Here is a 22367-nt window from a genome sequence, read left to right as displayed (position 1 = left end):
CAATGACTAAAACAGGTTAGCGAAACTGGTCTGAAAATTCGTGCGCTTGGGGAGGGTGTGACGATCACCGGACATACAGCGACCGAAGCCCGGCCCCAGCGACCGGACCCCTCATCGGTAGCTGTCCGTCCAGGCGCACAAAACAGCAGCTCAGAGCCCATACACACCGGGAATCAGCGACTGAAGCGACTCAAGTCCCCTATATATGAAGCCCACGCGCACACACGCACACACGCGAATGTCTCTACATACCCGAACCTTCGGTCGCTTCAGTCGCTGTCTGCTCCAGGACACCCCTCTGACCAGCAGGTTCCCTCGATTTCGAGAGAGCGACCGAGAGGCACTTCGGTCGCTCGGCTTCAGTCGCTGCCCAAATGACCGCTCTCGAGCGAGCCTTGAGCGCGCATGGAGTACGCGGTTCCGCCGACCGGATCATTTCGGCCGCTCCCATGACGATTCCAAAACCGGGTCGCTTGAGTCGCTTCGGTCGCCGGCCCTTGGGGTGCCAACGCCGTAGCCGCTGTGGGTCTGGGTGAGGTGGACGAGCCCGCGCCCGGCTTCCCGGGCCGCGGCCTCACTTCTGCAGCACCCGCACGCCCCTCCAGCGGTGACCAGGAAGCCTGCAGCCTCATCCGCGCTCACGCAGATATGCCTCAAGCTCCGCAGCCCCGTTCAGCATTGCCCGCCCCCGGGCCGACAACCGGCCGTGCCAGTCGGACAGCGTGGCCTCCAAGGGCTCCAGGCCGCCGGCCGTTCGCACCCGGTCGATCAGCGGGGCGATCTGCTCGAGGAGGTAGCCGCCCCGCCTCAGTTGGTGGGCCAGTTGAACGTCCCGTACGTCGGCTTCGTCGTAGACGCGGTATCCGGTCTGCGGGTCGCGGCTCGGGCTAACGAGCCCGGCGTGCTCCCACTTGCGCAGTGTCGCGGGACGGATTCCGAGCCGGGCCGCCAGTGGTCCGATGAACGTGCTGCCGCCGGGCCCGGCACCTGAGGACGGATCGGGCTGCCCGGCGCCCAGAGATGCGAGGTCGCTCAGGGCGCTCTCCACCGCCCGGAGGGTGCGCCGGTCGTCGAGCAGTTGGGCGTGGCTCTCGTCGATGAACCGGAACGCTTCGTCGACGCCGCCCGCACCCCCGCCCCGGTTCACGGCCTGCATGATCGACGTCGCCGTCCGGTGGCCGTGCCCCGGCACCAGGGCAAGGAACGCGCACAGCGCACCCGCGTGCAGCGCGGTGTAGGTGCGGTAGCCGTGAGCGGTGCGGTCGGCCGGAGGGAGGACGCTGTCCGCCTCGTAGTTCCTGATCGCCTGCGTGGACAGCCCGTGCCCGCGCGCCAGATCGACCGGCCTGAGCCGACCGCCACCCCCGCCGCCCCGACCCCCGCTTTGAAGGTTTTTCCCCATGTGCCAGACGATATCGCGCAAAAGTTTCAACCGAAGGTTGAACGATAGCGTTTAGGGCATGGCTACTGACACCGCAGGCATCAAAGACCTGGCGACCCATCCCGTCGAAGCCGCCGCCCTCATGAGGATGCTCCCCGCCCGCCCCCGGCTCCTCGCCCTGGGCGAGCCCACCCACCGCGAGGACGCTCTCCTCGACCTGCGCAACGAACTCTTCCGGCAGCTGGTCGAGCAGGAGGGCTGCCGGACGATCGCGATCGAGAGCGACTGTCTGATGGGCCTGGTCGTCGACGACTACGTCACCACGGGCAACGGCACCCTCGACGAGGTCATGCAGCAGGGGATCAGCCACGACTGGGGCGCCTCCGCGGCCAACCGCGAACTCGTCCGCTGGATGCGCGCCTACAACGTCCGCGTCGACAACGACGGCCGCCCCGCGTCCGAACGCCTCCGCTTCGCCGGTTTCGACGGCCCCCTGGAAATCACCCACGCCGCGAGCCCCCGCCAGGCCCTCACCGCACTCCACGGCTGCCTCGCCGCCCACGTGGACGCGGACCTGCTCCCCTGCACCACCGGCACACTCGACCGCCTGCTCGGCGCCGACGACCTGTGGACCAACCCGGCCGCGATGATGGATCCCTCCCAGTCGACGGGGCAGTCGGCCGAGGCCGGTCAACTGCGGCTGTTCGCCGATGATCTGGTGGCGCTGCTCGACGAGCAGACACCGCACCTGCTCGCGACGACATCACGCGACGCCCTGGAGCGGGCCCGCCTGTACGGGCGTACCGCGACGGGCCTGCTGCGCTACCACCACTGGATGGCCGACACCTCGCCCGCCCGCATGGCCCGGCTCCTGGGCGTAAGGGACCAGATGATGGCCCGGAACCTCCTCGCCGTCGCAGAGGCCGCCGAGGCCGCCGAGGCCGTAGCGGTAGCCAAGCAAGGCCCGGCATTCGTCCACGCCCACAACTCCCATCTGCAGCGGGAGAAGAGCACGATGCAGATGTGGGAGGGCCCGGTGGAGTGGTGGAGCGCCGGTGCACTGGTGAGCGCACGGCTCGGCGAGGAGTACGCCTTCGTGGCCACCGCCCTCGGCACGATCCGGCACCAGGGCGTGGACACGCCGCCGCCGGACACCCTCGAAGGCCTCCTCTACGCGCTCCCGCAGGACCCCTGCGCCTTCGAAGCCCCGCGGCTTGCCGCGGCCCTCGCCGCCGACACGCTGCCGGCCCTGCGCGTATCACCCTGGTTCGGCTACGCCCCGTTCGACCCGGCCCACTTGGCGGCAGCAGACGGCCTCGTATTCGTCAGGGACGTCCCGCTGACCTAACCGGCCAGCGCCTTGCTGATCGCCCCGATGAAGTCGTCGAGGTCCTTCGGGTTCCGGGACGTGATCAGGGTGTAGCCGTTGGCGTCGTCGCTCACGACGGATTCGTCCACCCAGCTCTTGACGCCCGCGTTGCGCACGTCGGTGCGTACGGAGATGTACGACGTCAGGGTCTTGTCGCGCAGGACGTCGGCTTCCACCAGGGCCCAGGGTCCGTGGCAGATCGCGGCGATCGGACGCCCCGAGTCCGCGAACGCCTTGATCGTCTCCAGAGCCTTGGACTGCAGGCGCAGGTTGTCGGCGTTGATGGTGCCGCCCGGGATCACGAGCAACTGGTGCGCGCCGGGGTCCACCGCGTCGAGCGTGGTGGTGGGCTCCATCGTCTCGCCGGGGTCCCGGTCGCCCACCAGCGTCTGGATGGGGTCGGAGCTGACGGCCGCGACGGTGACGTCCGCGCCGTCCTGCCGCAGCCGCTGGACCGGGACCAGCAACTCGTCCTGCTCGACTCCGTAGTTGGTGACGAGTACGAGTACTCGGTGACCGTTGAGCGGCTTGTCCGACATAGTGTTGCGCCCTTCTCTCGTGTCTCTCTGTATGTCCCGTGTGAGGTCAGCTCTCGTTGGACTGCTCGGCGGCTTCCGTCTCGGTGGAGGCGCCGGCCGTGGCGAGGGTGCCGCCCGCGGTCTCCAGGTGCGCCCGGACGAACCACTGGAACTGCTCCAGGTCACGCAGCTGCCCGATCAGCAGGTCCTCGGTGGCCGGGTCGATGCCGCCGACCGTCTTGAGCGCGGCACGCAGGTCCTGCAGCAGGCCGGTGTACACGAGGTCGAGCGCACCGAGGTGGGCGATGGCGTCGTCGCGGCCCACGCTGTAGTCCTTCCAGGTGCGCTCCTCGACCAGCGCGCCCGGCGTGCCGTGGGCGACGCCGCCCAGGGCCGCGAGCCGCTCGGCGACGTCGTCGGCCATGTCACGCACACGGTCGACCTGCGGGTCGAGCATCTCGTGTACGGCGATGAAGTGCGGGCCCACCACATTCCAGTGGACGTGCTTGAGCGTGAGGTGCAGATCATTGAGGGAGTGCAGTCGCAACTGCAGGAGTTCGATGACCGTGCCCGCGTCCTGCACGGTGAGGCCGGGAACGGTGTAACGGGGGGTTGCCTCGGAAGCCACAGCTATGTCTCCTGTCTCGTACGGGTTTGCCCCATCCCGGTAACCCGTGATCGGCGTACGAAACCCGCCGCAGCCAGATCCGCGCCGGACAGCGCCAAGCCCGGTGGCCTGCCGGTTCCAGCTAAGGCTCTACCGGCCGGGGGCGCCACCCAAAGGAGCCGTCGCACACCGGGACGCCGCTGGTCAGCAGTGGTCGGCCGGTTTCCGGACCCGACGATTCCCACCCTGACAGTCCTGCAAGTCCTGCCGCCGATCGGGTACACGACCGGCATGCACACTCACAGTCAAACCGTCCTGGCCGCCTCCGCAGGCAGTTCGCTGATCATGGTCGTCGTCGGCGTCGTCGTTGTCCTCGGCCTCCTCGCCATGTTCGTCTCCGGACGACGCCGCGCCGCGCGCCGTACCCAGAGCAGCACTCCCGCCCACGGCGCCGGCCCCGTCAGCGGCGAGGCCCAGCACGGCACCACCTGGCAGACCCCCGACGACGACGCCGACCAGGGGCGTCCGCACCGCTGACCGGCCGGTGCCTCGGACCGCAGCCCCCGGCCCCTTGCGCTGCTCGCGGTCCCGGCCGCGTGTGGCCGGTCTCCACGTTCAGGAAGCGAGCGTGACCTCGACCGACCCGGTCCGGCTGACCAGCCCTCCCCGAGCCGCCCCGGCGACCGCGTGCCGCTGGGGCGGCTTCTGCGCGTGGTTGCGTGCGAAGACGACCAGGCGCAGGACGGCGAAGCGGGCGACGCCGGCGAGCGCGGAGGCGGAGAGGTAGACGGCCTGCTCCAGGACCGCGCCGGGCGTGGCCACCAGCTGCTGCAGGAGGAGCATCGCCAGGCAGGTCACCGTGTACGCGGCTGCCGCCGACCCGGCGGACTGGGCGTGCTGGCGCCGGGTCGCGCGCCCGCCCGCACCGAAGGTGAAGCGCGCGTGCATCTCGGTCGCGAGCAGCGTGGAGACCACGGTGACCGCCGCGTTGGCCAGGCCCCAGGGGATCCAGGACGCGAGGGCCGCCACGGCGAAACTGGAGGCGACCCCGACCCCGCCGCCGCAGAGCGTGAAGCGGGCGAAGGCGATGAAGGCGCCGGGCGCCGCCTGCTGCTGACTCTCGGCTGTCTCCATTACTCCCACCCCTTTATTCACTGGCCCGCTTTGGCAGTGGTGCCATCATGGCACACTTATGGCGCCATGGCGAGGCATTATTGGCGCCGCACGCGCCAACGGTGGGGCCAGGGCGCCAGAGGGGGCATTTCTAGGGCTGCTGGCTTACGACTCCTAAGGCTCCTGGCTTACGCGCCCAGGGCTGCGACCAGGTCCGCAGGTCCGCATCAACATCGCGGCACCCCCGTAGATGCCACAGTGGCTCGCCTTGGTGCCAGGTGGGCGCCATGGCGGAGCGTCGGCCTCGCAGGAACACGGCCGGGCGGCGCACACCGGCGGAATGCCGGGTGTGCGCCGCCCTTCGGCGTTGCGGCTGCTGCTACTTCGAGTCGCGGTCGTAGACGGCCTTCGACCAGCGGTAGCCGAGGACGGTGAGGCCGACGCACCAGGCGAGGGCGATCCAGCCGTTGTTGCCGATCTCGGTGCCGAGGAGGAGTCCGCGCAGGGTTTCGATGGCCGGGGTGAAGGGCTGGTACTCGGCGATCGGCTGGAACCAGCCCGGCATGCTGTTCAGCGGGACGAAGGCGCTGGAGATCAGCGGCAGGAAGATCAGCGGCATGGCGTTGTTGCTGGCCGCCTCGGCGTTCGGGCTGACCATGCCCATCCCGACCGCGATCCAGGTCAGCGCGAGGGCGAACAGCGTGAGCAGTCCGAAGGCCGCGAGCCACTCAAGAGCCGTGGCGTCCGCGGAGCGGAAGCCGATGGCCGCGCCGACCGCACCGACGAGGACCACGCTGGCGAGGCACTGCAGCACACTGCCGACGACGTGCCCGATCAGCACGGATCCGCGATGGATGGCCATCGTGCGGAAGCGGGCGATGATGCCTTCGCTCATGTCGGTGGAGACGGATACCGCGGTGCCGATGGTGGTGGAGCCGATGGTCATCAGGAGGATGCCGGGGACGATGTAGGCGATGTACGCATCGCGGCCCGCGCCGCCGCTCATGGTGTCGCCGAAGATGTAGACGAAGAGCAGCAGCAACATGACCGGCGTGAGCAGCAGGTTCAGGGTCATTGAGGGGTAGCGCCGGGCGTGCAGGAGGTTGCGGCGCAGCATCGTGTTCGAGTCGCGCACGGCGAGGGACAGGGCGCTCATCGGACGGTCTCCTTGGACTGGTTGGGGACGTTCGCCGGGCCGGTCAGGGCGAAGAACACGTCGTCGAGATCGGGGGTGTGCACGGTCAGCTCGTCCGCCTCAATGCCGGTGGAGTCCAGCCAGTCGAGGATGGCGCGCAGCTCGCGCTGGGTGCCGTCGCTGGGGATCTGCAGGGAGAGGGACTCGTCGTCGCGGGTGACTTCGTCCAGGGCGAGGGCGGCGGATTCGTAGGCGGCCGGATCGGCGAAGCGCAGCCGCACGTGCCCGCCCGGGATGAGCCGCTTGAGCTCATCGGCCGTGCCCTCGGCGGCGATCTTGCCGTCGTTCAGCACCGCGATGCGGTCGGCGAGTTCGTCGGCCTCCTCCAGGTACTGGGTGGTGAGGAAGACGGTCACCCCGTCCGAGACGAGCTCGCGGATGATGCCCCACATGTTGTGGCGCGAGCGGGGGTCGAGCCCGGTGGTGGGTTCGTCCAGGAAGATGATCCGCGGGTCGCCGACCAGCGTCATGGCGATGTCCAGGCGGCGCTTCATACCGCCGGAGTAGCTCTGGGCGGGCTTCTTCGCGGCCTCCACCAGGTCGAAGCGCTCCAGGAGTTCGGCCGTCACCCGCCGCCCCTCCTGCTTGGAGAGACGGTGCAGGTCGGCCATGAGGAGCATGTTCTCCTCGCCGGTGATCAGACCGTCCACGGCGGAGAACTGCCCCGTGACACCGATAGCGGCGCGCACGGCCTGCGTGTCGGACGCCAAGTCGTGACCGCCCACCCGGATCTCGCCGGAGGCCGGGTCGGGGGAGATGAGGGTCGAGAGGATCTTCACGGCGGTGGTCTTGCCGGCGCCGTTCGGGCCGAGCAGCGCGAAGATCGAACCGGCCGGGATGTGCAGATCGATGCCGTCGAGCACGGTCTTGTCGCCGTACGACTTCCGCAGGCCCACGGCGGAGACGGCGGTCGGCGATCCTTGACCGTCGGCCTGACTGGACGTGCACATGACAGAAGAAGGCATGAGGCCCTCCATTCGAAGGCTGAGGAAGACTGAGGTGGCGTACTGAAGTGGCTTACTGGAGCGGCGTACTGCAGTGGAGGGGAACGAAGGCGGCCGGCGTGCGAGTGCTCAGACCTTGGCCCGGCGGACGTCGATGTTGCCGTGCTTGGTACGGGCGCGGATCTTGACGGACTCCTCGGACTTCTCCGGGCTTTCGGACGCGGTGAGCGAGTTGCGCACCTGGCCCGAGCTGGAGCTGACGTCGAGCCAGGCGGCCGTACCCTCGCTGACGCCGACATCGATGGCGCCGAAGGAGGTCTCCAACTGGACGGTGCCGCGCGTCACTTCGCCGACGCGCAGGGTGCCGTGGGCGGTGACGGCGGTGACCGAGTCCTCGGCGCGGGCGATGTCGATGTCGCCGTTGGCGCCCCGCACCCGCAGTTCGCCGATCACGGCGCCGATGGTCGTGGTGCCGTGCGAGTTCTTCATGACGGCGGAGCCGTCGACGAAGCCGACGCGCATGCTGCCGGAGCTGGTGGAGACCTCGGCGGAGCCCTCGACCCGGTCCACGGTGATCGAGCCGTGCGACGCGGTCAGATGCAGCGGCCCGGTCGTGTCGAGGCGGACGTCACCGGACGAGGTCTTGACGCGGGTCTCGCCGAGCCGGCCCTCGCCGATCACCTGGGTCCAGGAACCGGTCGTGTCGACCTGCGAGCCCGTGGGCAGCTCGACCGTCACGTCGACGGTGCCGGTCCGGCCGAACAGGCCGGGCTTGGGCGTCTTGATGTTCAGGACGCCGTTCCCGTACGTGACCTCGGTCTGCTCCGCGGTCCGCACGTCCTGGTCCTTCTTCGGCTCGCGGGGCCGCACCTCGACGACGGTTTCGGAGCGGTCGCCCGCGGTGAACTGGATGGAACCGGCGTCCACACGCGCCGTGACCGAGATCGCTTCAGGAGTGTCGAAAGTAGGCATGGCTGTTCCGTCCTCTGGCTCTTCGGGGCGTCCCCGTTGGAGGGACGTGAATGGGGTGGAGTGGTTTACCGCGGTAAACCGGAGGCGGGGCGCGGCTAGCGCACCCAGCCCGTGAAGCTCTGGCCGAGGGTCTGGGTCTTCTCTCCCGTACGCGGCCGGGTGCCGCCGTCGACCGCCGCCGATACGGCCCTGACCAGCCATGCGTTGACCGAAAGACCCTCGCGGCTCGCGGCCTCCTCGGCGCGGGCCTTGAGGTGGGCGGGCAGGCGCAGATTGACGCGGGCGGTGCCGCCCTCGTCGCCGTCGGCGGGGGCCGGGGTCTTGAAGGTGTCGACGGGCATGGCCGGCTCCGCGACGTCCCCGCCGTCGGTGGGCGGCAGCGTCACCACGAAGTCGGGGTCGAGGCCGCGCAGCCGTACGTCGACCGAGCCCGGTGCGAGTTCGCTGGTGATCTCGCCCATCGCCGCGGAGAGCACGCTGAGCAGCGTGAGGCGGGTCGCCGACTCCAGGGGAGCGGTGAGCCGCTCGGCCAGCTCGCGGGCGTCTTCCCCGCCGGCTTCGGCGGCTACCGCGAGTTCGCGGCGGAGGGTGTCGACATACGGGGTGAGGTCCATGACGTCATCATGGCACCACTATGGCGCCATACGCAAGCCTGAATGGTGCCGCGCGGGGGGCGATCGTAGTGACACCCGCTTGACCTGCGAAAACGTGCCGCAACTGGCTGCCATTCGGTGGCGCCACGCGGGTTCACAAGGTTCTGGAGAAGCAGAATGGCACCAAGTGGCGCCAGGTGGCATCACTTGGCGCCATGTGGCACCGCGGGCTTTCACCCCTTGAGAGCCTAGAAACCCTTCAGACCCTAGAAACCCTTGAGACCCCTGAGCGCCTTGAGAGCCCTGTCGAAGGCCGAGTCCCTCTTCTTGTCGAACTCCTCCTTGGTGAAGACCGGCTCGGTGAGGTGCGGCGGAATGCCGGGGCCGTCGAAGGTCCTGCCCGACCGGGTCAGGAACTCCTCGTTCGGCAGCCCGACCGCCATGCCGTTGGGGAGCCTGCGCCGCATGACGTCCGAGAAGACGCCCTGCGTGGGCTGCCCGATCCGGACCGTCCTGCCGGGCCGGTCCATGAGGGCCTGGGTGAAGGTCTCCCCCGCGCTGACGGTCGACCCGCCGGTCAGCACCGCGACCGGCCCGGTGTAGCGGGGGTCCTCGGCGGGTGTGACGTACACGGGCTCGGGGCGGGTGTGCCGGCTGGGGTCGGCCGGGTCGTTGCGGGCCCGCTTGGAGTAGGCGAGGTAGGGGATGTCGGTGAGGCGCTCGGCGATGTGGATACCGAGGGCGTCGGAGCCGCCGCCATTGATCCGCAGGTCGATGACCAGGCCCTTCAGGCGCCGGGTGCGCTCCCGGTCGAGGACCGTGTCCAGCGCCTTGTCGAGCTCGGCCAACTGGGCGGCGTACGAGGTGTCGTCGCCCGCGTATCCGCCGAAGCCGGTGATCCGCAGATAGCCCTGCCCGCCGGGGAGGTCGGCGTAGGTGATCCGCCCGTCGGCGAAGTCCCGGAGGTTCCGCGCGTCCTTGAGATCGCGCTCCACGATGAACTTCTTGACCTTGGTGTCCAACTCCTCGGTGGGCATGTCGGTACCGGGCCGGACCTGCCCGAAGCGGCGGTCGCCGTCCTGAACGACGACATGGGCGTCGTAGAGCGGCCTGACCATCTCCCTGAAGATGGCGAACAGCTCGTCCTTGGTCGTCTTCGCGTGCACCTTGGGCCGGTACCGGTCGCGTACGGCGTGCCAGTCGATGCCCTTGGCGGCGAAGAAGGGGTAGTTCTCCTCGAAGGACTGCCAGAAGACATCGAAGGAAGCGCGCGCCCCTTCGAGCGCCGGACGCGTACACGCACCGGGCAACTCCGCGATCCGCCGCAGGTTCCGGGAGCCGACGGAGCCGGCCGCCCGCATGGATCCGCGTTCGCCACCGGCCCGGGTGCGCACGGTGAGGACGGTGCCGTCGGGCGTGGTGTAGGTGCCGGGTCCGGTCCGCTGCGCGGAGTCGCCCTTGAGGCAGCTGACGGACGTGGTCTGGTACTCCTGGAGGGTCCCGTTCCGGATGAACAGCACTGTTCCGTAGCCGTCCATGCGCCAGATTCCGTCGGTGGTCGCCCCGGGGGCGGTGCCGGTCGGCTGATGGGCGGTTGCGGTCGGCGCGACTGCGCCGACGAGGGCCAGCGCGACGACGGCGGCGGTGGCGGGAGTGACGGTGGCGGTGAGGGTGCGCACGATTTGCCTTCTCTGTAGGCGACGCGGGCGAAGCAGGCGACTTGCTGAGGTCAGCCCCACGGTCGCCGACACACCGCCCTCCCCACCATCCGGCTGTCCGGTCGATCGGGGTGGGGCTAACACCCCAACTACCGTCCGCGCGGCGGCGGTCCGCCGGGGCCCGCCGGACGACATGCTCGATCATGGACGGATGACTGCCTTCTACCATGTGTGTTTCGTGGTCCCGGACATCGAACAGGCGATGCGGGATCTGCGGCGTTCGGCCGGAGTCGAGTGGAGCGATCCCGTGTCCGACCGGCTCGGTGAATGGGACTACCGCATCGCCTTCACCGCAGGCGGTCCGCCCTTCATCGAGCTCATCGAAGGACCGCCGGGCAGTCCCTGGGACGCGTCGCAGGGAGCCAGGTTCGACCACATCGGCTTCTGGACCAGCGACGTACGGGAAGGCTCCCGGCGCCTGGAAGAGGAGGGCATGCCCGTGGACTTCTCCGGCTGCCCCTACGGCCGGCCCTTCGCCTACCACCAGATGGACAGCATCGGCGCACGGATCGAACTCGTCGACATCGGCAGGCAGGCGGCCTTCCTCGACAGGTGGCACCCCGGCGGTGGCCCGATGCCCGCGATCGACGAGACGCCCTAGGCTCCCCCGCATGGAAATCCGCGCCATCGACCCCCGTGACACCACGTGGGACCTGGACCACGCCCGCTACCGGGTCCACTTCTGGGACGTGCCCGCATCGACGGCGCACGAGTACGAGGTCCTGGAGACGGTCGACATCGGCGAACTCCTGGCGTGGGCCTCGCAGTACGCAGCCGACCGCGGATGGTCGTACACCGTCTACGCGGCGGTCAGCGAAGGCGGCAAACCGGGCCTCATCCGCCTCGCGGGCGTCCTCGGGGACCCGTTCGCCGGCGCGTAAGCGGCTTGATGAGCCCCTGCCCCGCTCGGGGACAGGGCAAGGACTCGATCCGCACCTGCCCGTGATCGCCGTCAGGATGCAACACGCCACCCTGACGGCGCAGCCACGCATATGAGCCGAGCGGCGCCGGGAGGGGAACGTCCCTCAGTGTTCCGGGTTCCGGGTTCCGGCCCGGCGGGTTCCCGCTCCTCCTGGCCTGAACAGCGGGCGACGGTCTAACTCTTCGAGTCAGGCTTCCAGTCCTGGACGAGAAGCCCGAGCAGCACCTCGTCCAGGAACTCGCCCATCACCCAGGCCGAGGAACGCAGCAGGCCCTCGCGGACGAAGCCGTTGCGCTCGGCGGAACGCAGCATCGCGGCGTTGTCCGACAGCGTCTCGATCTGCAGCCGGTGCAGGCCGCGCACGATGAACCCGTAGTGGCAAAGCACCCCGACGACATCGGTGCCGTAGCCCTTGCCGCGGGAGGACGGCAGCAGCCCGAGGCCGATGTGCGCGGAGCGGCTGTGGTTGTCGATGCCCCACAGATTCGCGATCCCGACCAGCGTGCCGCCGTCCAACTCCACTACGGAGAACGGGACACGCCCCTCCTCCGTGTCGTCCACCACGAGCCGTGAGTCCTTCGAACCGGGCGTGATCGGCCGCCACGGCCGGGCGTCGGCCCGCGAGGCGTTGGCCACGTCGTCGTAGAGCTCGGCCCGCAGGATCGGGATGTCTTCCTCGTGCCGGGCCCTGAGCCCAACCTTGTCGCCCTTCAGCATGCGAGCTTCCTATCCGACGTATCGACCGACGGCAATCCAATTCCGAAGGGGACGAGACCGGAGCTGAAGCTGAAGCTGAGAGGACCGGGGCTGGAGTGACTAGAGCGGCTAGGGCGGCTAGAGCGGCGCAAGGAGCATGAGGACCTCGTCGCGATCGTCCCCCGGGGCGAGGCGCAGTGCACCGGGCCAGCGGCCGATCTCCTTCCAGCCGAGTCGTCCGTAGAACTCCTCGAGGCCCACGCCGCCGCGGGCGGCGAGATGAAGCTGTTCCAGTCCCATCTCATCGCGGGCGACCGAACGGACCTCATTCATCAGGGCTGCTCCGAAGCCCCTCCCCCGCAGCGTGGGCCGGGTCTGCACGTGGTGGAGGGTGCCCCAGTGCGCTATGAGCTCGAACGGATCACGTCGTACGTTCAGCCAGCCGACCAGCTCTCCGCGCGCCCTCGCGACGAGCAGGCGGCCGGTCTCCGGTGCCAGCGTCCCGACGATCCGGTCGACCGCCGGACCCACCTGCCCCTCATCGACGGGCGGAAAGGGAAAACCCGCCGCGCCTCCGGCGTTGGTGACCTCGACCCAGCATGCGACAAGTTCCTGCCGCAGTTGCTCAGTGACCTGGTCAGGTGCCGTGAACTGGAGAAGGCTGAGGTCGCTGCCGGTCATCATCCGGGGATCCTCGCATGAGCATGAGCATGAGGCGGGCGGCGCGGCATCGCGCCAACCTCAGCCGGCCTGAGCGGTGGGCATGATGGTGACCTGCTGCAGATTGGCCCGCGGCGGGAGGCTCGCCAGGAAGCCGACGGTCCGGGCGATGTCCTGCGGCGTGAGCCACCCCATCGCCTCCCAGCAGCCAGGAGCGGTCACCTGAAAGGCCGGAGGACCGTCAGGGACTCTTCCCGGCGGGCCACCATCGCGAAGGGGAACCTGTCGATCTCCAGGCAGAGATCGACGTCGTCCGGGTGGTATCCGCTGCGCAGCCCGGCGGCGAGGTCGGCCGCGGCGCGAGAAGTCCTCGCGCGGTCGAGGTAGGGGGCCGCATCGACCTCATCCTCGTCCTCATCCCCGTCCTCGCCCCCGTCCAGACACCGCCCGATGTATTCAGCACAGGCCAGGTCCTCATCGGCCCGGCCGTCCTCCCCGGTGACGACGAAGGTCACCGGACCCGAAGCCTCTGCCGCCTCGTTGCGCAGAAACCTCGCGGTCGGACCGGCCACCACGAAGCTCGCGCACAGGACCAGCGGCGAGTCCGCGACGGCCAGCGCGCCTACGGTCCCTGCCGTCGTCTTCTGCACCAGCGTGCGTCCGGCGAAGTCCCGCCCCCGGAGCAAGCCGGGTGAGTTCACCGCGTCGAAGCCCGCTGCGGGTGCCCCGTCCTTCAAGGCGAGCCAACCCGGCCGGCTCTCCTTCAGGGCAAGCGCCTCGCTCTCCGTAGAGGCCAGGACGATCCTCTCGACGCCGCACGAGAAGGCCCAGGCGGCCACGGTGAAGGCGCGCATGACATCGATGACGACGGCGACGCGGGGAACGCCGGTCAACTCGGGTATGCCGACAAAGTGATGATCCATCGCGCCATTCTGCCGCCCATTCTGCCGCGCGCGGTCAGAGACCGGCCGACCAGGCACCGCAGTCCGCTCCGGCGAGCTCCCGGCGCTGCCGCTCCCCCGCAGGAGTCAGAGTGAGGGACTGACCGAAGTCGCCGAACCCCCCGCCCTCGCCCTCCCTCTCTCCCCCGCCCCCGCCCCCGAATCGGACCGCGAGAAGGATGGCCTCCGCATGCTCCGGAGGCCACGATGACTCCGCATCAGCGGCGCTGCCGTTCCAGAGGTGGAAGGACACCAGCCCGCCCTGGCCGCCCTGGCCGCCTTCACCGAGATACCCGAGTGTCTTCCCGTACAGCGGATTCGTCCCGCCGAACAGCACGGACGGCGCCCCGAACTCCTCGGTGACGTCCGACCAGACGCGGTCCTCCCTCGCCCAGGAGCGCGCCCGGCTCCGCAGTGCGCGATACTCGTCGGCCGTCAGAACCCGGTCGGGCCGCAACCACCCCCGGCGCTGTGCGAACTCCGCGTAGACCGACGCCATGCCGTCGTCGTAGCGGCCGGGGACAAAGCCCTGGAAAGCACCCGTCACGCCCATGCTGGTCCAGGCCCCGCTCGCCTCCCACGCCTCCTGCTGCTCGGCCCACGCCTCGGGCTGCGCCTCGACGAACAGCAGGTGGTCGATCAGCATGCGCAGGGCTCCCTCGTTCCCGTACATCCCGGGGTAACGGAGGGCGCGGTTCACCTGCTCGATGAGGTAGGCGCGTATCTCTTCGGCAGCAGCGAGCGAACGGGACTGAGACATGCCCCGATTCTTCCGCAGCCGGTCTGTCGGCGGCTGTAGATCGGTTGTGGGTGCAGTGTCGGTGTGGTCCGGCACCTTTCAGGAACGGCCGCCGCAGATCCCGGGGCTGCCCAGCCCCTGAGGAGCCGACATGCACCCCCCCACCCCACTCACCCGGACGCACCGCACCCCTGCACACCCCCGTAACGATCACCGGCGCCGGACTGGGCGGCCTCACCCTCGCCCGAGTCCTGCACGTCTACGGAATACCGGGCACGATCTACGAGGCGGAACCCTCTCCGGCGGCCCGTACACAGGGCGGAATGCTAGACATCCACGACTACAACGGCCAACTCGCTTTCGAGGCAGCGGACTTGATGAAGGAGTTCTCGGCCTCATCCTCCCGACCATGGATGCTTGAACGTCGGTCGCTTCGGTCGCTGCTGCGGGCCGGTAATAGCTTCTGAGCTGCGACTTTCTGACAGCGACTCAACGCTCCGCAAGGGAAGCCCGACGGATGGCGTGCACGCACAGGCGCGTGCCGTAGAGGTCGAGGGCGTCGTCGGGGTCTTCGGCGTAGTGGTCGGCGACCTCGGCCCACTGGTCCCAGCTGTACAGGCGGGCCAGGCGGCGGTCCGTGTCCGTACGGGCAGGGGCCTCCGGGGCGGACCGGGCGAGCCACTCCTGCCAGGCGGCGTTCGACCGGGGGTCCCCGGCTGCGGCCTGCGCGCTGTCGCGGGCGGTTGTCTCGCGGGCCTCGCGCCGGACGTGCGCCTGGATGAAGGCGGCGGGCCGCGAGGGGCGCCAGGTGAGGCACATGCCGATGAGTTCGGCGGCGATCTCGTGAGCGCTCAGGCCACGGTCGAAGTAGGCCCGCAGGGAGAACGCTAGCTTTCGGAGTGGCTCGCGCTGCGTCCAGTTGACGAGGGCGCGGACCGTGCGGGTCTGGAGGATCTCGCGAGCGACCTGGGCCGGGGAGCGGCGAGTGGTCGTAGCGTCGTCGCGGACCGATGCGCGGGACTTGGATCGGAACTGGGATTCGGACTGCGATTGGGACTGAGACTTGCGGGGTTTGCCACGGCTCGCGCGCCTGCGCGAGGTGTAGTTAAAACCACCCCCCATCTCCACCTTTCCCTCTTTCTCAACCAGAGTCAGGGAAGGGGGCGCACCGACCTCCTCGGACATCTGCCCGGAGGGTGACGTCTGGTGCACCACGATCCGCGCGTCATACCCGGAGCCGACGATCTGGTGCCCCATCGCGTGGTCGTACGCGGGGGGAATCGCGGCGGCGTACACGGTCGCGGTACCGGCGTATCCGCCAAGGCCCCGGATGCGGCGGATGTTCGTCTTGGTTCCGTGTACGACCCAGACCAGGGCGCCGAGTTCACGCAGGACGGCGATGTGGCGCTTGACCGTGGCCCGGGAGAGTTCGAGGCGGGCCGAGGTGCCGTCCAGGCCGTACCTGACGTGGCCGGTGCTGTAGTCCATGCGCTTGGCGAGGTCTTCGGCGATGCGCAGTGTCGTGGCGTTGGCCCGGGGGTGGATGCCTGCCGAGACGAGCCACCGGGTGGCCCGGAGCCAGCGGCGGGGGCCGCTGTGCCGGGAGCCGGTGTGCGCGAGCTCCTGGGCGGCTCCGTGTGCCAGCGGGGCGTCGCCACCGATGCGTTGTGGCTGAGTTTGTGACTGTTGGGGGGGATTTTGCGGGGCTGTTTTGGGCAACACCAAACCAGCCCTCGTGGCACTGGCGATGGCCGGCTCCTGGACGAGGAGAGGTATGAGGCAAAACGGAACCGCAACTCGGCGCCGCTGAGGCGGACTTGCCGAGCCGGGTGCGGATGTTCAGTTGGAGAGGTGTGGGGGGTGGAGGTCCTCTCGTTCAGGTGGATGTGGATGTGCGAGTCGTGAGGTACGAGGGGCCCGTCAGGGCCGTTCTCGCGCTGGTTCCGGGCCGTAGCGTCGAGGTCTTCGGGTGGTGCTGAGGCGAAGCGCCCACCGGCCCGGCAGGCGGCGCTGCTGGATACCTGTCATCTCTGCGCGGGTATCCAGCAACGCCGCCTATGCGGAGGACTGGGAGGACTGAGAGGGCTGGCGACGCCGCCGCGCCTTGAGTTGAGCTATGGCATCGGGAAGCTCGGTCACCCACTGCCCGACCGGAATGCGGATCGCCACACGCCCGCCGAGATGCTTGAGGTCGAAGGCCGCGCGCTCCGCGGGGGTGGTGATGAGGTACACGGAGTCTTCGAGGACCCATAGCGACGTCTCGGGGGTGGTGTCGGCTTCGGACACGGCCTGACGTGCCGCTTCGACGGCCATGGACTGCCAGAGCTCGAGGTCCTGACGGGCGCTGCGGGGGCGGCGCGTGCCGGGCCAGACGATCTGGGACACGAACGCGTAAACGCGCAGGGCCACGACCGAGTCCTCGAAATGCGGCTCCGTGAGGACGCCTTGGTCGCGGGCCCTCCAGGCCCAGGATTCGCTCAGGCCGGCAGCCGTGGCGACCGCGCTGGTGCTGAGTTGTTCGCTGGTCAGCGACATTGCTCTGACTCTTCCGCTAAGTGTGCTGATCGTTCTCACACCCTAGCGCAGGAAACCCCAGGATTTCTCTCGTCACTAGAGAAGCGGCGTGTCTTCAGTTCGGACATTTCCTTACGAGGGACCGCATTTGAAGGGGCGTCACCCATTCGGCTGACCTCTGGCCATGGCTAGCGCTCTAGTGTCGCAGGGTTGGTTCTAGCGTAAGTTCTGCCGTTGGTTAGCGCGATCGTTCTAGCGTTGGTTCTAGCGTTGGTTATAGCGTTGCAGCGCATGTAGGAGCAGTCGTTGCGCAGGTTGTTGCAGCAGACGTTGCACGTCTCTGAAGTGCAGCGATGGCACGCAGAAAGGCGGTGGGGCCTGCACGCGTCGTGCGTGCAGGCCCCACCGCCATCGTTGTCAAGGAGCAATCACCGCTCCCCTAGGGGGAGCTACGCTGCTTGCCGGGCCGCTGCAACGGCCCCTCGGACTCGAGCATTTCGACGTAACGCTGCACCACGGCGGAGATCACCTGGGTGCCCTTGCGGCCGAAATCCACCTCCTGCAGCGCGAGGTTGAGGGTCGCGACCCACTCGTAGGCATCAGGGCCGACACGGTAGGTTGACGGCTGCGCCTTCTCGGTCTCCCAGATTCGCTCCATCGCGAACTCGGTCGCCATGTCGACGAGCTCGGTGATCTCCCACGGCACGTCCCGCAGAGCCGCGTTCAGGTAATGCCCGATCGCCAACTGGGGGTTGCCGCTCGTCCGGCGGTCCGCGTTCACGCGCTCCTTGAGCAGGACAAGGACATCGGGCGCGATACGAAACCCGAAGCCCTTCCATGTGCTTGCGTGCACCTTGGCATCGGTGAAGCTGTTCTGGACCGCCGCAAGGGCCCCGCCCTGCGGTGCCCGCTGCCTGCGGGGACTTGCGGCCGCGGCAGGCCGGTCACGGGAAGCGCGCTCGTCGCCGGGGGCTGCCGCCGCGGGTACCCGCTCCCCCGGCCCCTTGGCGGAGGGTGCGTTGCCCCGAGGCGCCGCTGAGGGCGTCGACTTCTTCGCCGGGGATGCCTTCCTGGCCCGGGCACCCGCTGCGCCACCGGGGGCGGCGGTGTCGGTGGTGTCGGTGGGCGTGCTCTCGCGCTCCTCGTCGAGGGCGGGAGCCGGATCCGCAACAGTGACCGCAGCCTGCGGTGTTACGTCTTCGCCGCCGCGTGGTTGCGGAGCACGCGGCGGCGAAGAGGGCCGCGCCTCGTCAGCGGCCGGCGCGGCGGGAGCGGAATTCGGGCCGGGGTCGGGCGTGCCCTGTCCCCCACCGATCCACGAACGGTTGGCGACGTCGTCGGCCCCGGCAAGCAGCCCCTGGACCAGCTGGGCACCGGCTGGCTTGAACTTCTTCTTCGGGCGCCCCTTGGACTCAGCCACCGGAGGCCTCCAACTCGATGCGCTGCGGCATGTCCCACTTCTCCGCGGGCTGGCCCATGCGCTCGACGAGCTGGCCCATGAGCTCGCTGTACATCTTGCCGGGGGTGTGACTCGCAAAGCGGATCACCGAAGGCACCCCGTAGGCGAAGGAGTCACTGATCCGGTTGTCCGTACGGATGTCCGTGCAGAACGGCGCCAGATCCGCGTCCAGCATTCCGTTGCGGATGTTGACTTCCTGGGCCTTCCACCGAGAGGGAGGGTTCGAGCGGTTCAGGACCGCTCCCAGGTACTGGGGTTCGCACTCGCCGCCCGTACGGTCCTTGACGTACCGCACGGTGCCCCGGGTGGCCGCGGCGCCCTTGAGGGCCGGGTACTCCGGGACGCACACGGTGATGACGTAGTCCGCGGCGGCCAGGGCCGTGGCGGACAGGGATGAAACGGCAGGAGGGGTGTCCACGACGACGAAGTCGAAGGAGTCGGAGACCTCCATCAGCATCCTGCGCAGGATGGGGGTCGACTGGAACCCCTTCTTATGGATGAGGTCCTGAGCGGCAGTCATGGTTGACTCCTCGCACGCCAGCAGGTGCAGGGTGCCCGCGTCTTCCCACTCCTCGAGCAGCTCGCTCCGGTCGAACCACAGGCTGGACAGATCCATGCGCATGCCCTGCATACGGGCCTGCAGTACCCAGCCCAGCGAACGGGCCAGTTGCTCCTCCCCCGCCAGGTTGACGCCCACAGCCGTTCCGGCCTGGGCCTGAGGGTCAAGGTCGACCGTCAGCACCCGCGCACCCGCCAAGGCCAAGCCTGCAGCAAGGTTGACCGTGGTGCTGGTCTTGCCCACCCCTCCCTTCTGTGTCGCCACGGCGATGACCTTCATCGCGTGCCCGCCTCTCTCTGGTGCGTCCGTTGTCTCGTCAGCCCACATGTGTCACACGGAAGTTAGAATTCCGCTACTCGTCTGTCTCGGGAGGGTGAGCAGCCGGTTTGACTGTTTCGCCCGAGATTAAGACTTGTCTGCTCGCTCTGTTCCTCTAGTGACACGGGATATCAGGCATGACGATAACAGGACCGGATCTCCGAGGTGTGTGTGACGCGCGCGCCGGTTGAGAAACGGTCCGCGCGGGTGCTACTGCGCGCGGACGTCGGGACCCGCGGAGTTGAGCATGACGCGGGACGGATCGATGTCTGACAGCGGCGTGCCTACTGGGTCGCACGATCGTTAGTAGGACTGTTCGTATGTTCCATCGCTCGATGGAAAGTTCTGTCGCTGGCTTCATCGTGCGTTTGATCGCCACATCGTTTGTGCGTGCGTTTGTTGGTTCGTTGGTTCGTTCGCTACGTGGTTCGTTCGCTACGTGGTTCGTAAGCAAGTTACATACATCGTCTGCAAGTTAGAAACATCGTTGGTTAGTTCGTTGGTTTGTTTGTTAGTGCTAGTGAAAGTAACTGCGTTAGTTCTGGCGAAGCAAACAGCGTAAGTTGCGTCGCTTGTGCCAGCGAAGGTTGCATCGTTGGTTCTGTGCAAGCACACAGCGAACGTTCTATCGTAAGTTGCAGCGTTGCAGTGCTCGTAGCAGATATCTGCACAACTATCTGCACAACTATCTGCACAGCTAACGTTCTAGCTATCGTTGCAGGTGTAGCGCTAGGTGATGTTGCAAGGCACGTAGCAGGTACGGACGTACCGCAAGCTGCACTCATAGTTGCCGTTATCGTTGCAGACTACGTAGCAGTACTCACGCGGGCCTCGCCCGCGCTCCCGCGCTCCCTCACTCCGACACTCCGGCCAACGCCTATCGTTGCAGCCATCGTTGTATTGGCAGGCCGGCAGGGTATGAGGCGCGGCCGAGCGGGTGAGGATGCCTGGCTTCGACGAGGCGTGACGGAAGGGGAGTTGTTCGACCTGTTCGAATCTTCGCTGTAAGCCATCCTAAGCTCGACCGGCCTCCCCCGATCAGGGCCGCCTACAGCCTCGAACCCAGCAGCGCCGACCATCTCGGCGTCATTTCTCCGCTGCTCTCACCTCGGCGAGCGAGGCTCCGAGCGCGTTTGACCGAACGTCCTGAACACGTAGTCGTCGAGAAGCGCACCGAACGCATCAGGCGATCCAACAGGTGGACCTTCACATACGATCGCGTCGGCATGCCCCGCAAGGAAGTCCACATCGGACCATCCGCCTCGGAACAGCACCACGGAGAGCTCGGAATCCGCAGGACCCGTAATGACGATCCCGACGGAGTCAGGATCTTCCACCCGCGAACGGGCCGTCTCGAGCTGCTGCGGCCACGCCGCGGCTTCATCCCGCCAAGTGAGCGGACCAACCACAAGACCGTCAGCGGCCCACCGCTGCCGACGGGCGACAACCTGAGCAGCCGCGTCATCAAGGTCGATGCTTCTCTCCACCAGCCGATCATCGAGCAAGCAACACGACTGAGTCCACTGCACGCGACCGAGTCCACGGGTTAAGGGCCTTCAGGATGCTGCTGCCGGTGATCTTCGGGCTGACTGGGCATGCGAGCATCCCCGCATGAAGCGTTTCGAGACCACCACTCACATCGCCGCGTCTCCGGCGACCGTCTTCGACCTGTCCTTGGACGTCGATCTGCACACCGCGTCGATGGCCGGCTCCGGGGAGCAGATCGTCGGCGGCGTCCGCGCCGGACGTATGGCGCTGGATGACACGGTGACCTGGGAGGCCCGGCACTTCGGTGTGCGGTGGAAGATGACCTCACGCATCAGCGCGTACGAGCGGCCCGAAATGTTCGTGGACGAGCAGGTGGCCGGGCCGTTCAAGCGGTGGCACCACACGCACCACTTCGCATCGGACGGGCGCGGCGGAACGGTGATGCGTGACGTGATCGAATTCGCGGCGCCGTTCGGTCCGCTGGGAGCGGGCGTGGAGACGGTGGCGCTCGCCCGATACATGCACAAGCTCATCGAGACGCGCAACGTACACGTGAAGGAGTGGGCGGAGGCGTCGGCCTAGTAACCGCGCTGCGCTCTGTCGCCGTCGCGCCGTCGCGCCGATGCGTTGGCGCCGGGCTGTCGCTCCCATCGCTGGCGGGGTGCCTTCCCCCGCGTCGTACCCGCGCTGGTTTACCGCGGTAAACCAGCGCGGGTACGAACCGCCAGTCTGGGCCCGGCTCGATCAACGGGCGTTCGCGGTTACGTCGTCGAGATCCGCGAGGTCCGCGAGGTCCGCGAGGGCCGCCAGGTCGAAGCCGGCGTCGGTCAGGACCGCGGCGGCGACTCCGCGGCCGACCCGGGAGAGGCCGACGAGAAGGTCGTCGCAGTCGATGTACTCGGACCCGTTCTGCTCGGATCGTGCCTCGGCGACAGAGATTGCCTTGCGAGAGTACGGAGTCCAGGCGATCCGCTCGGCGGCCTGGGAGGCGCCCATGCTCAGCCGGGTTCCGACGGATTGATGCACTGCCTCGGGGGAGACCCCGGCGGCTTGCAGGAGGCGGGTTGCACTGTTGTCTTCTGCGGTGAGTCCCCAGAGCAGGTGCTCGGTGCCGATGTAGTTATTGCGGTGCTGCACCGCTGCCCGCTTGACCTGAACCATCGCCTCACGGAGTTCGGCGGTCATGGCCTCGGGGCTGTAGCGCTTGTGCGGAGCGTGGAAGCGTTGTTGGACAGCTTGCCGGGTGACGCCCAGGGCTGTGCCGATCTCCGTCCAGGAGGAACCGTGCATCCGGCAGTGCTCGACGTAGTCCTCGACCAAGTCGTCCGACAAGTTCTGCAACTGGCCTGCGAGCTGCGCGGCGACCGTCAGCAGGGCGAGCCAGTCGGGCTGTTCCTGTCCGCCGGGGCGATGCGCGGTGTCGCACCGCCTGTCGACTTCCGCGATGAGGTCGTCCAGATCTGGAAGAGTCATGAGGCAAGTAGGCGTTGACAAATCCAAATTGTCAACGCCTACTTGCCTATTTGGTGCCGAGTCCGCGCACGGCGCCGACGGTTCGTGGCCTCCGGTTTACCGCGGTAAACCGGAGACCGTGACGGTGACGGTTCGGACGCCCCCCAGGTGTAACCCCGTAAACCAACCGGGCGTAGCCGCAGTCTCGT

Annotated in this window: 25 protein-coding genes and 1 pseudogene; 7 read left to right on the top strand and 19 right to left on the bottom strand. The window is 68.2% G+C overall.

The features are described from left to right. Positions 1–628: 628 nt before the first annotated feature. Entirely contained in the window at positions 629–1402 is a 774-nt protein-coding gene (locus tag ACWFR3_RS40450; RefSeq protein ID WP_453739705.1) for a TioE family transcriptional regulator, read from the bottom strand. A 58-nt stretch (positions 1403–1460) separates the two neighbouring features. Here ACWFR3_RS40450 and ACWFR3_RS40445 point away from each other — a divergent pair, with 58 nt between their 5' ends. After that, the gene (locus tag ACWFR3_RS40445; RefSeq protein ID WP_453739704.1) at positions 1461–2729 is read left to right on the top strand and encodes an erythromycin esterase family protein; all 1269 of its coding nucleotides are present in this window, start codon (positions 1461–1463) and stop codon (positions 2727–2729) included. Here the strand turns inward: ACWFR3_RS40445 and ACWFR3_RS40440 are convergent. Together ACWFR3_RS40440 and ACWFR3_RS40435 are read right to left on the bottom strand one after the other, a co-directional pair. Then, on the bottom strand, positions 2726–3289 hold the full coding sequence (locus ACWFR3_RS40440) for a type 1 glutamine amidotransferase domain-containing protein (protein ID WP_453739703.1): 564 nt from the start codon (positions 3287–3289) through the stop codon (positions 2726–2728). The genes ACWFR3_RS40445 and ACWFR3_RS40440 overlap by 4 nt on opposite strands. Before the next feature lie 46 nt (positions 3290–3335). Beyond that, entirely contained in the window at positions 3336–3896 is a 561-nt protein-coding gene (locus ACWFR3_RS40435; protein WP_453739702.1) for a Dps family protein, read from the bottom strand. Positions 3897–4166: 270 nt separating this feature from the next. Between ACWFR3_RS40435 and ACWFR3_RS40430 the strand changes: the two genes are divergently transcribed. Beyond that, positions 4167–4412, top strand: a complete 246-nt coding sequence (locus ACWFR3_RS40430; protein WP_453739701.1) for a DUF6479 family protein — start codon at positions 4167–4169, stop codon at positions 4410–4412. 78 nt (positions 4413–4490) lie between these two features. Here ACWFR3_RS40430 and ACWFR3_RS40425 read toward each other — a convergent pair whose 3' ends face one another. From ACWFR3_RS40425 to ACWFR3_RS40400, 6 genes are all read right to left on the bottom strand, one after another. After that, complete coding sequence (locus ACWFR3_RS40425) at positions 4491–5009, bottom strand: hypothetical protein (RefSeq protein ID WP_453739700.1); 519 nt, start codon at positions 5007–5009, stop codon at positions 4491–4493. A 358-nt stretch (positions 5010–5367) separates the two neighbouring features. After that, a complete protein-coding gene (locus tag ACWFR3_RS40420) occupies positions 5368–6144 on the bottom strand; it encodes an ABC transporter permease (protein ID WP_453739699.1) in 777 nt (258 codons plus the stop codon). Further along, entirely contained in the window at positions 6141–7148 is a 1008-nt protein-coding gene (locus ACWFR3_RS40415; protein WP_453739698.1) for an ATP-binding cassette domain-containing protein, read from the bottom strand. The genes ACWFR3_RS40420 and ACWFR3_RS40415 overlap by 4 nt, the downstream gene beginning before the upstream one ends. 108 nt (positions 7149–7256) lie before the next feature. Then, the gene (locus ACWFR3_RS40410) at positions 7257–8099 is read right to left on the bottom strand and encodes a DUF4097 family beta strand repeat-containing protein (protein ID WP_453739697.1); all 843 of its coding nucleotides are present in this window, start codon (positions 8097–8099) and stop codon (positions 7257–7259) included. Between the two features lie 95 nt (positions 8100–8194). Continuing rightward, positions 8195–8713, bottom strand: a complete 519-nt coding sequence (locus ACWFR3_RS40405; RefSeq protein WP_453739696.1) for a hypothetical protein — start codon at positions 8711–8713, stop codon at positions 8195–8197. 245 nt (positions 8714–8958) lie between these two features. Continuing rightward, positions 8959–10371 (bottom strand): S41 family peptidase, encoded by a 1413-nt coding sequence (locus tag ACWFR3_RS40400; RefSeq protein WP_453739695.1) that lies wholly within the window; start codon positions 10369–10371, stop codon positions 8959–8961. Between the two features lie 190 nt (positions 10372–10561). Between ACWFR3_RS40400 and ACWFR3_RS40395 the strand changes: the two genes are divergently transcribed. After that, complete coding sequence (locus tag ACWFR3_RS40395; RefSeq protein ID WP_453739694.1) at positions 10562–11011, top strand: VOC family protein; 450 nt, start codon at positions 10562–10564, stop codon at positions 11009–11011. Positions 11012–11021: 10 nt separating this feature from the next. After that, on the top strand, positions 11022–11291 hold the full coding sequence (locus tag ACWFR3_RS40390; protein WP_453739693.1) for a hypothetical protein: 270 nt from the start codon (positions 11022–11024) through the stop codon (positions 11289–11291). Positions 11292–11506: 215 nt separating this feature from the next. On the opposite strand, the gene ACWFR3_RS40385 is transcribed toward ACWFR3_RS40390, so the two are convergent. From ACWFR3_RS40385 to ACWFR3_RS40365, 5 genes are all read right to left on the bottom strand, one after another. Continuing rightward, a complete protein-coding gene (locus ACWFR3_RS40385) occupies positions 11507–12049 on the bottom strand; it encodes a GNAT family N-acetyltransferase (RefSeq protein WP_453739692.1) in 543 nt (180 codons plus the stop codon). Between the two features lie 117 nt (positions 12050–12166). Beyond that, positions 12167–12709, bottom strand: coding sequence for a GNAT family N-acetyltransferase (locus ACWFR3_RS40380; protein ID WP_453739715.1), 543 nt, complete (start codon positions 12707–12709; stop codon positions 12167–12169). A 60-nt stretch (positions 12710–12769) separates the two neighbouring features. Next, on the bottom strand, positions 12770–12910 hold the full coding sequence (locus ACWFR3_RS40375; protein WP_453739691.1) for a hypothetical protein: 141 nt from the start codon (positions 12908–12910) through the stop codon (positions 12770–12772). Then, positions 12907–13611: a 2-phosphosulfolactate phosphatase gene (locus ACWFR3_RS40370; RefSeq protein ID WP_453739690.1), complete on the bottom strand. Its 705-nt coding sequence runs from the start codon at positions 13609–13611 to the stop codon at positions 12907–12909. The genes ACWFR3_RS40375 and ACWFR3_RS40370 overlap by 4 nt, the downstream gene beginning before the upstream one ends. A 34-nt stretch (positions 13612–13645) precedes the next feature. Further along, on the bottom strand, positions 13646–14389 hold the full coding sequence (locus tag ACWFR3_RS40365) for a hypothetical protein (protein ID WP_453739689.1): 744 nt from the start codon (positions 14387–14389) through the stop codon (positions 13646–13648). A gap of 170 nt (positions 14390–14559) precedes the next feature. Here ACWFR3_RS40365 and ACWFR3_RS40360 point away from each other — a divergent pair. Beyond that, positions 14560–14823 (top strand): annotated as a pseudogene (locus ACWFR3_RS40360) (FAD-dependent monooxygenase); the annotation flags it as partial. Between the two features lie 34 nt (positions 14824–14857). Here ACWFR3_RS40360 and ACWFR3_RS40355 read toward each other — a convergent pair. The 4 genes from ACWFR3_RS40355 to ACWFR3_RS40340 form a co-directional block, all read right to left on the bottom strand. After that, positions 14858–16090 (bottom strand): cell wall protein, encoded by a 1233-nt coding sequence (locus ACWFR3_RS40355; RefSeq protein ID WP_453739688.1) that lies wholly within the window; start codon positions 16088–16090, stop codon positions 14858–14860. A gap of 333 nt (positions 16091–16423) precedes the next feature. Next, positions 16424–16903, bottom strand: a complete 480-nt coding sequence (locus ACWFR3_RS40350) for a hypothetical protein (protein ID WP_453739687.1) — start codon at positions 16901–16903, stop codon at positions 16424–16426. A 418-nt stretch (positions 16904–17321) separates the two neighbouring features. Then, entirely contained in the window at positions 17322–18302 is a 981-nt protein-coding gene (locus tag ACWFR3_RS40345; RefSeq protein ID WP_453739686.1) for a hypothetical protein, read from the bottom strand. Next, on the bottom strand, positions 18295–19179 hold the full coding sequence (locus ACWFR3_RS40340; RefSeq protein ID WP_453739685.1) for a ParA family protein: 885 nt from the start codon (positions 19177–19179) through the stop codon (positions 18295–18297). Before ACWFR3_RS40340 ends, ACWFR3_RS40345 begins: the two co-directional genes overlap by 8 nt. Positions 19180–20444: 1265 nt before the next feature. On the opposite strand from ACWFR3_RS40340, the gene ACWFR3_RS40335 reads away from it, so the two are divergent. Both ACWFR3_RS40335 and ACWFR3_RS40330 read left to right on the top strand, forming a co-directional pair. Then, positions 20445–20768 carry a hypothetical protein gene (locus ACWFR3_RS40335; RefSeq protein ID WP_453739684.1) on the top strand — a complete coding sequence of 108 codons (324 nt, stop codon included), beginning with the start codon at positions 20445–20447 and terminating at the stop codon, positions 20766–20768. Positions 20769–20829: 61 nt separating this feature from the next. Further along, positions 20830–21288 (top strand): SRPBCC family protein, encoded by a 459-nt coding sequence (locus ACWFR3_RS40330; RefSeq protein WP_453739683.1) that lies wholly within the window; start codon positions 20830–20832, stop codon positions 21286–21288. Between the two features lie 162 nt (positions 21289–21450). Here ACWFR3_RS40330 and ACWFR3_RS40325 read toward each other — a convergent pair whose 3' ends face one another. Then, positions 21451–22179: a Clp protease N-terminal domain-containing protein gene (locus tag ACWFR3_RS40325; protein WP_453739682.1), complete on the bottom strand. Its 729-nt coding sequence runs from the start codon at positions 22177–22179 to the stop codon at positions 21451–21453. Positions 22180–22367: the final 188 nt, after the last annotated feature.

It is taken from the genome of Streptomyces sp. NPDC055189, assembly GCF_053606765.1.
Note: the sequence above shows the minus strand (reverse complement) of the source record. Positions and strands in the feature narration are given on the sequence as shown.

Coding starts and splice junctions, on each gene's coding strand:
- ACWFR3_RS40450 (WP_453739705.1), bottom strand. CDS start 1,402: ATGGGGAAAAACCTTCAAAGCGGGGGTCGGGGCGGCGGGGGTGGCGGT.
- ACWFR3_RS40445 (WP_453739704.1), top strand. CDS start 1,461: ATGGCTACTGACACCGCAGGCATCAAAGACCTGGCGACCCATCCCGTC.
- ACWFR3_RS40440 (WP_453739703.1), bottom strand. CDS start 3,289: ATGTCGGACAAGCCGCTCAACGGTCACCGAGTACTCGTACTCGTCACC.
- ACWFR3_RS40430 (WP_453739701.1), top strand. CDS start 4,167: ATGCACACTCACAGTCAAACCGTCCTGGCCGCCTCCGCAGGCAGTTCG.
- ACWFR3_RS40425 (WP_453739700.1), bottom strand. CDS start 5,009: ATGGAGACAGCCGAGAGTCAGCAGCAGGCGGCGCCCGGCGCCTTCATC.
- ACWFR3_RS40420 (WP_453739699.1), bottom strand. CDS start 6,144: ATGAGCGCCCTGTCCCTCGCCGTGCGCGACTCGAACACGATGCTGCGC.
- ACWFR3_RS40415 (WP_453739698.1), bottom strand. CDS start 7,148: ATGCCTTCTTCTGTCATGTGCACGTCCAGTCAGGCCGACGGTCAAGGA.
- ACWFR3_RS40410 (WP_453739697.1), bottom strand. CDS start 8,099: ATGCCTACTTTCGACACTCCTGAAGCGATCTCGGTCACGGCGCGTGTG.
- ACWFR3_RS40405 (WP_453739696.1), bottom strand. CDS start 8,713: ATGGACCTCACCCCGTATGTCGACACCCTCCGCCGCGAACTCGCGGTA.
- ACWFR3_RS40395 (WP_453739694.1), top strand. CDS start 10,562: ATGACTGCCTTCTACCATGTGTGTTTCGTGGTCCCGGACATCGAACAG.
- ACWFR3_RS40390 (WP_453739693.1), top strand. CDS start 11,022: ATGGAAATCCGCGCCATCGACCCCCGTGACACCACGTGGGACCTGGAC.
- ACWFR3_RS40385 (WP_453739692.1), bottom strand. CDS start 12,049: ATGCTGAAGGGCGACAAGGTTGGGCTCAGGGCCCGGCACGAGGAAGAC.
- ACWFR3_RS40380 (WP_453739715.1), bottom strand. CDS start 12,709: ATGACCGGCAGCGACCTCAGCCTTCTCCAGTTCACGGCACCTGACCAG.
- ACWFR3_RS40370 (WP_453739690.1), bottom strand. CDS start 13,611: ATGGATCATCACTTTGTCGGCATACCCGAGTTGACCGGCGTTCCCCGC.
- ACWFR3_RS40365 (WP_453739689.1), bottom strand. CDS start 14,389: ATGTCTCAGTCCCGTTCGCTCGCTGCTGCCGAAGAGATACGCGCCTAC.
- ACWFR3_RS40350 (WP_453739687.1), bottom strand. CDS start 16,903: ATGTCGCTGACCAGCGAACAACTCAGCACCAGCGCGGTCGCCACGGCT.
- ACWFR3_RS40340 (WP_453739685.1), bottom strand. CDS start 19,179: ATGAAGGTCATCGCCGTGGCGACACAGAAGGGAGGGGTGGGCAAGACC.
- ACWFR3_RS40335 (WP_453739684.1), top strand. CDS start 20,445: ATGCCCCGCAAGGAAGTCCACATCGGACCATCCGCCTCGGAACAGCAC.
- ACWFR3_RS40330 (WP_453739683.1), top strand. CDS start 20,830: ATGAAGCGTTTCGAGACCACCACTCACATCGCCGCGTCTCCGGCGACC.
- ACWFR3_RS40325 (WP_453739682.1), bottom strand. CDS start 22,179: ATGACTCTTCCAGATCTGGACGACCTCATCGCGGAAGTCGACAGGCGG.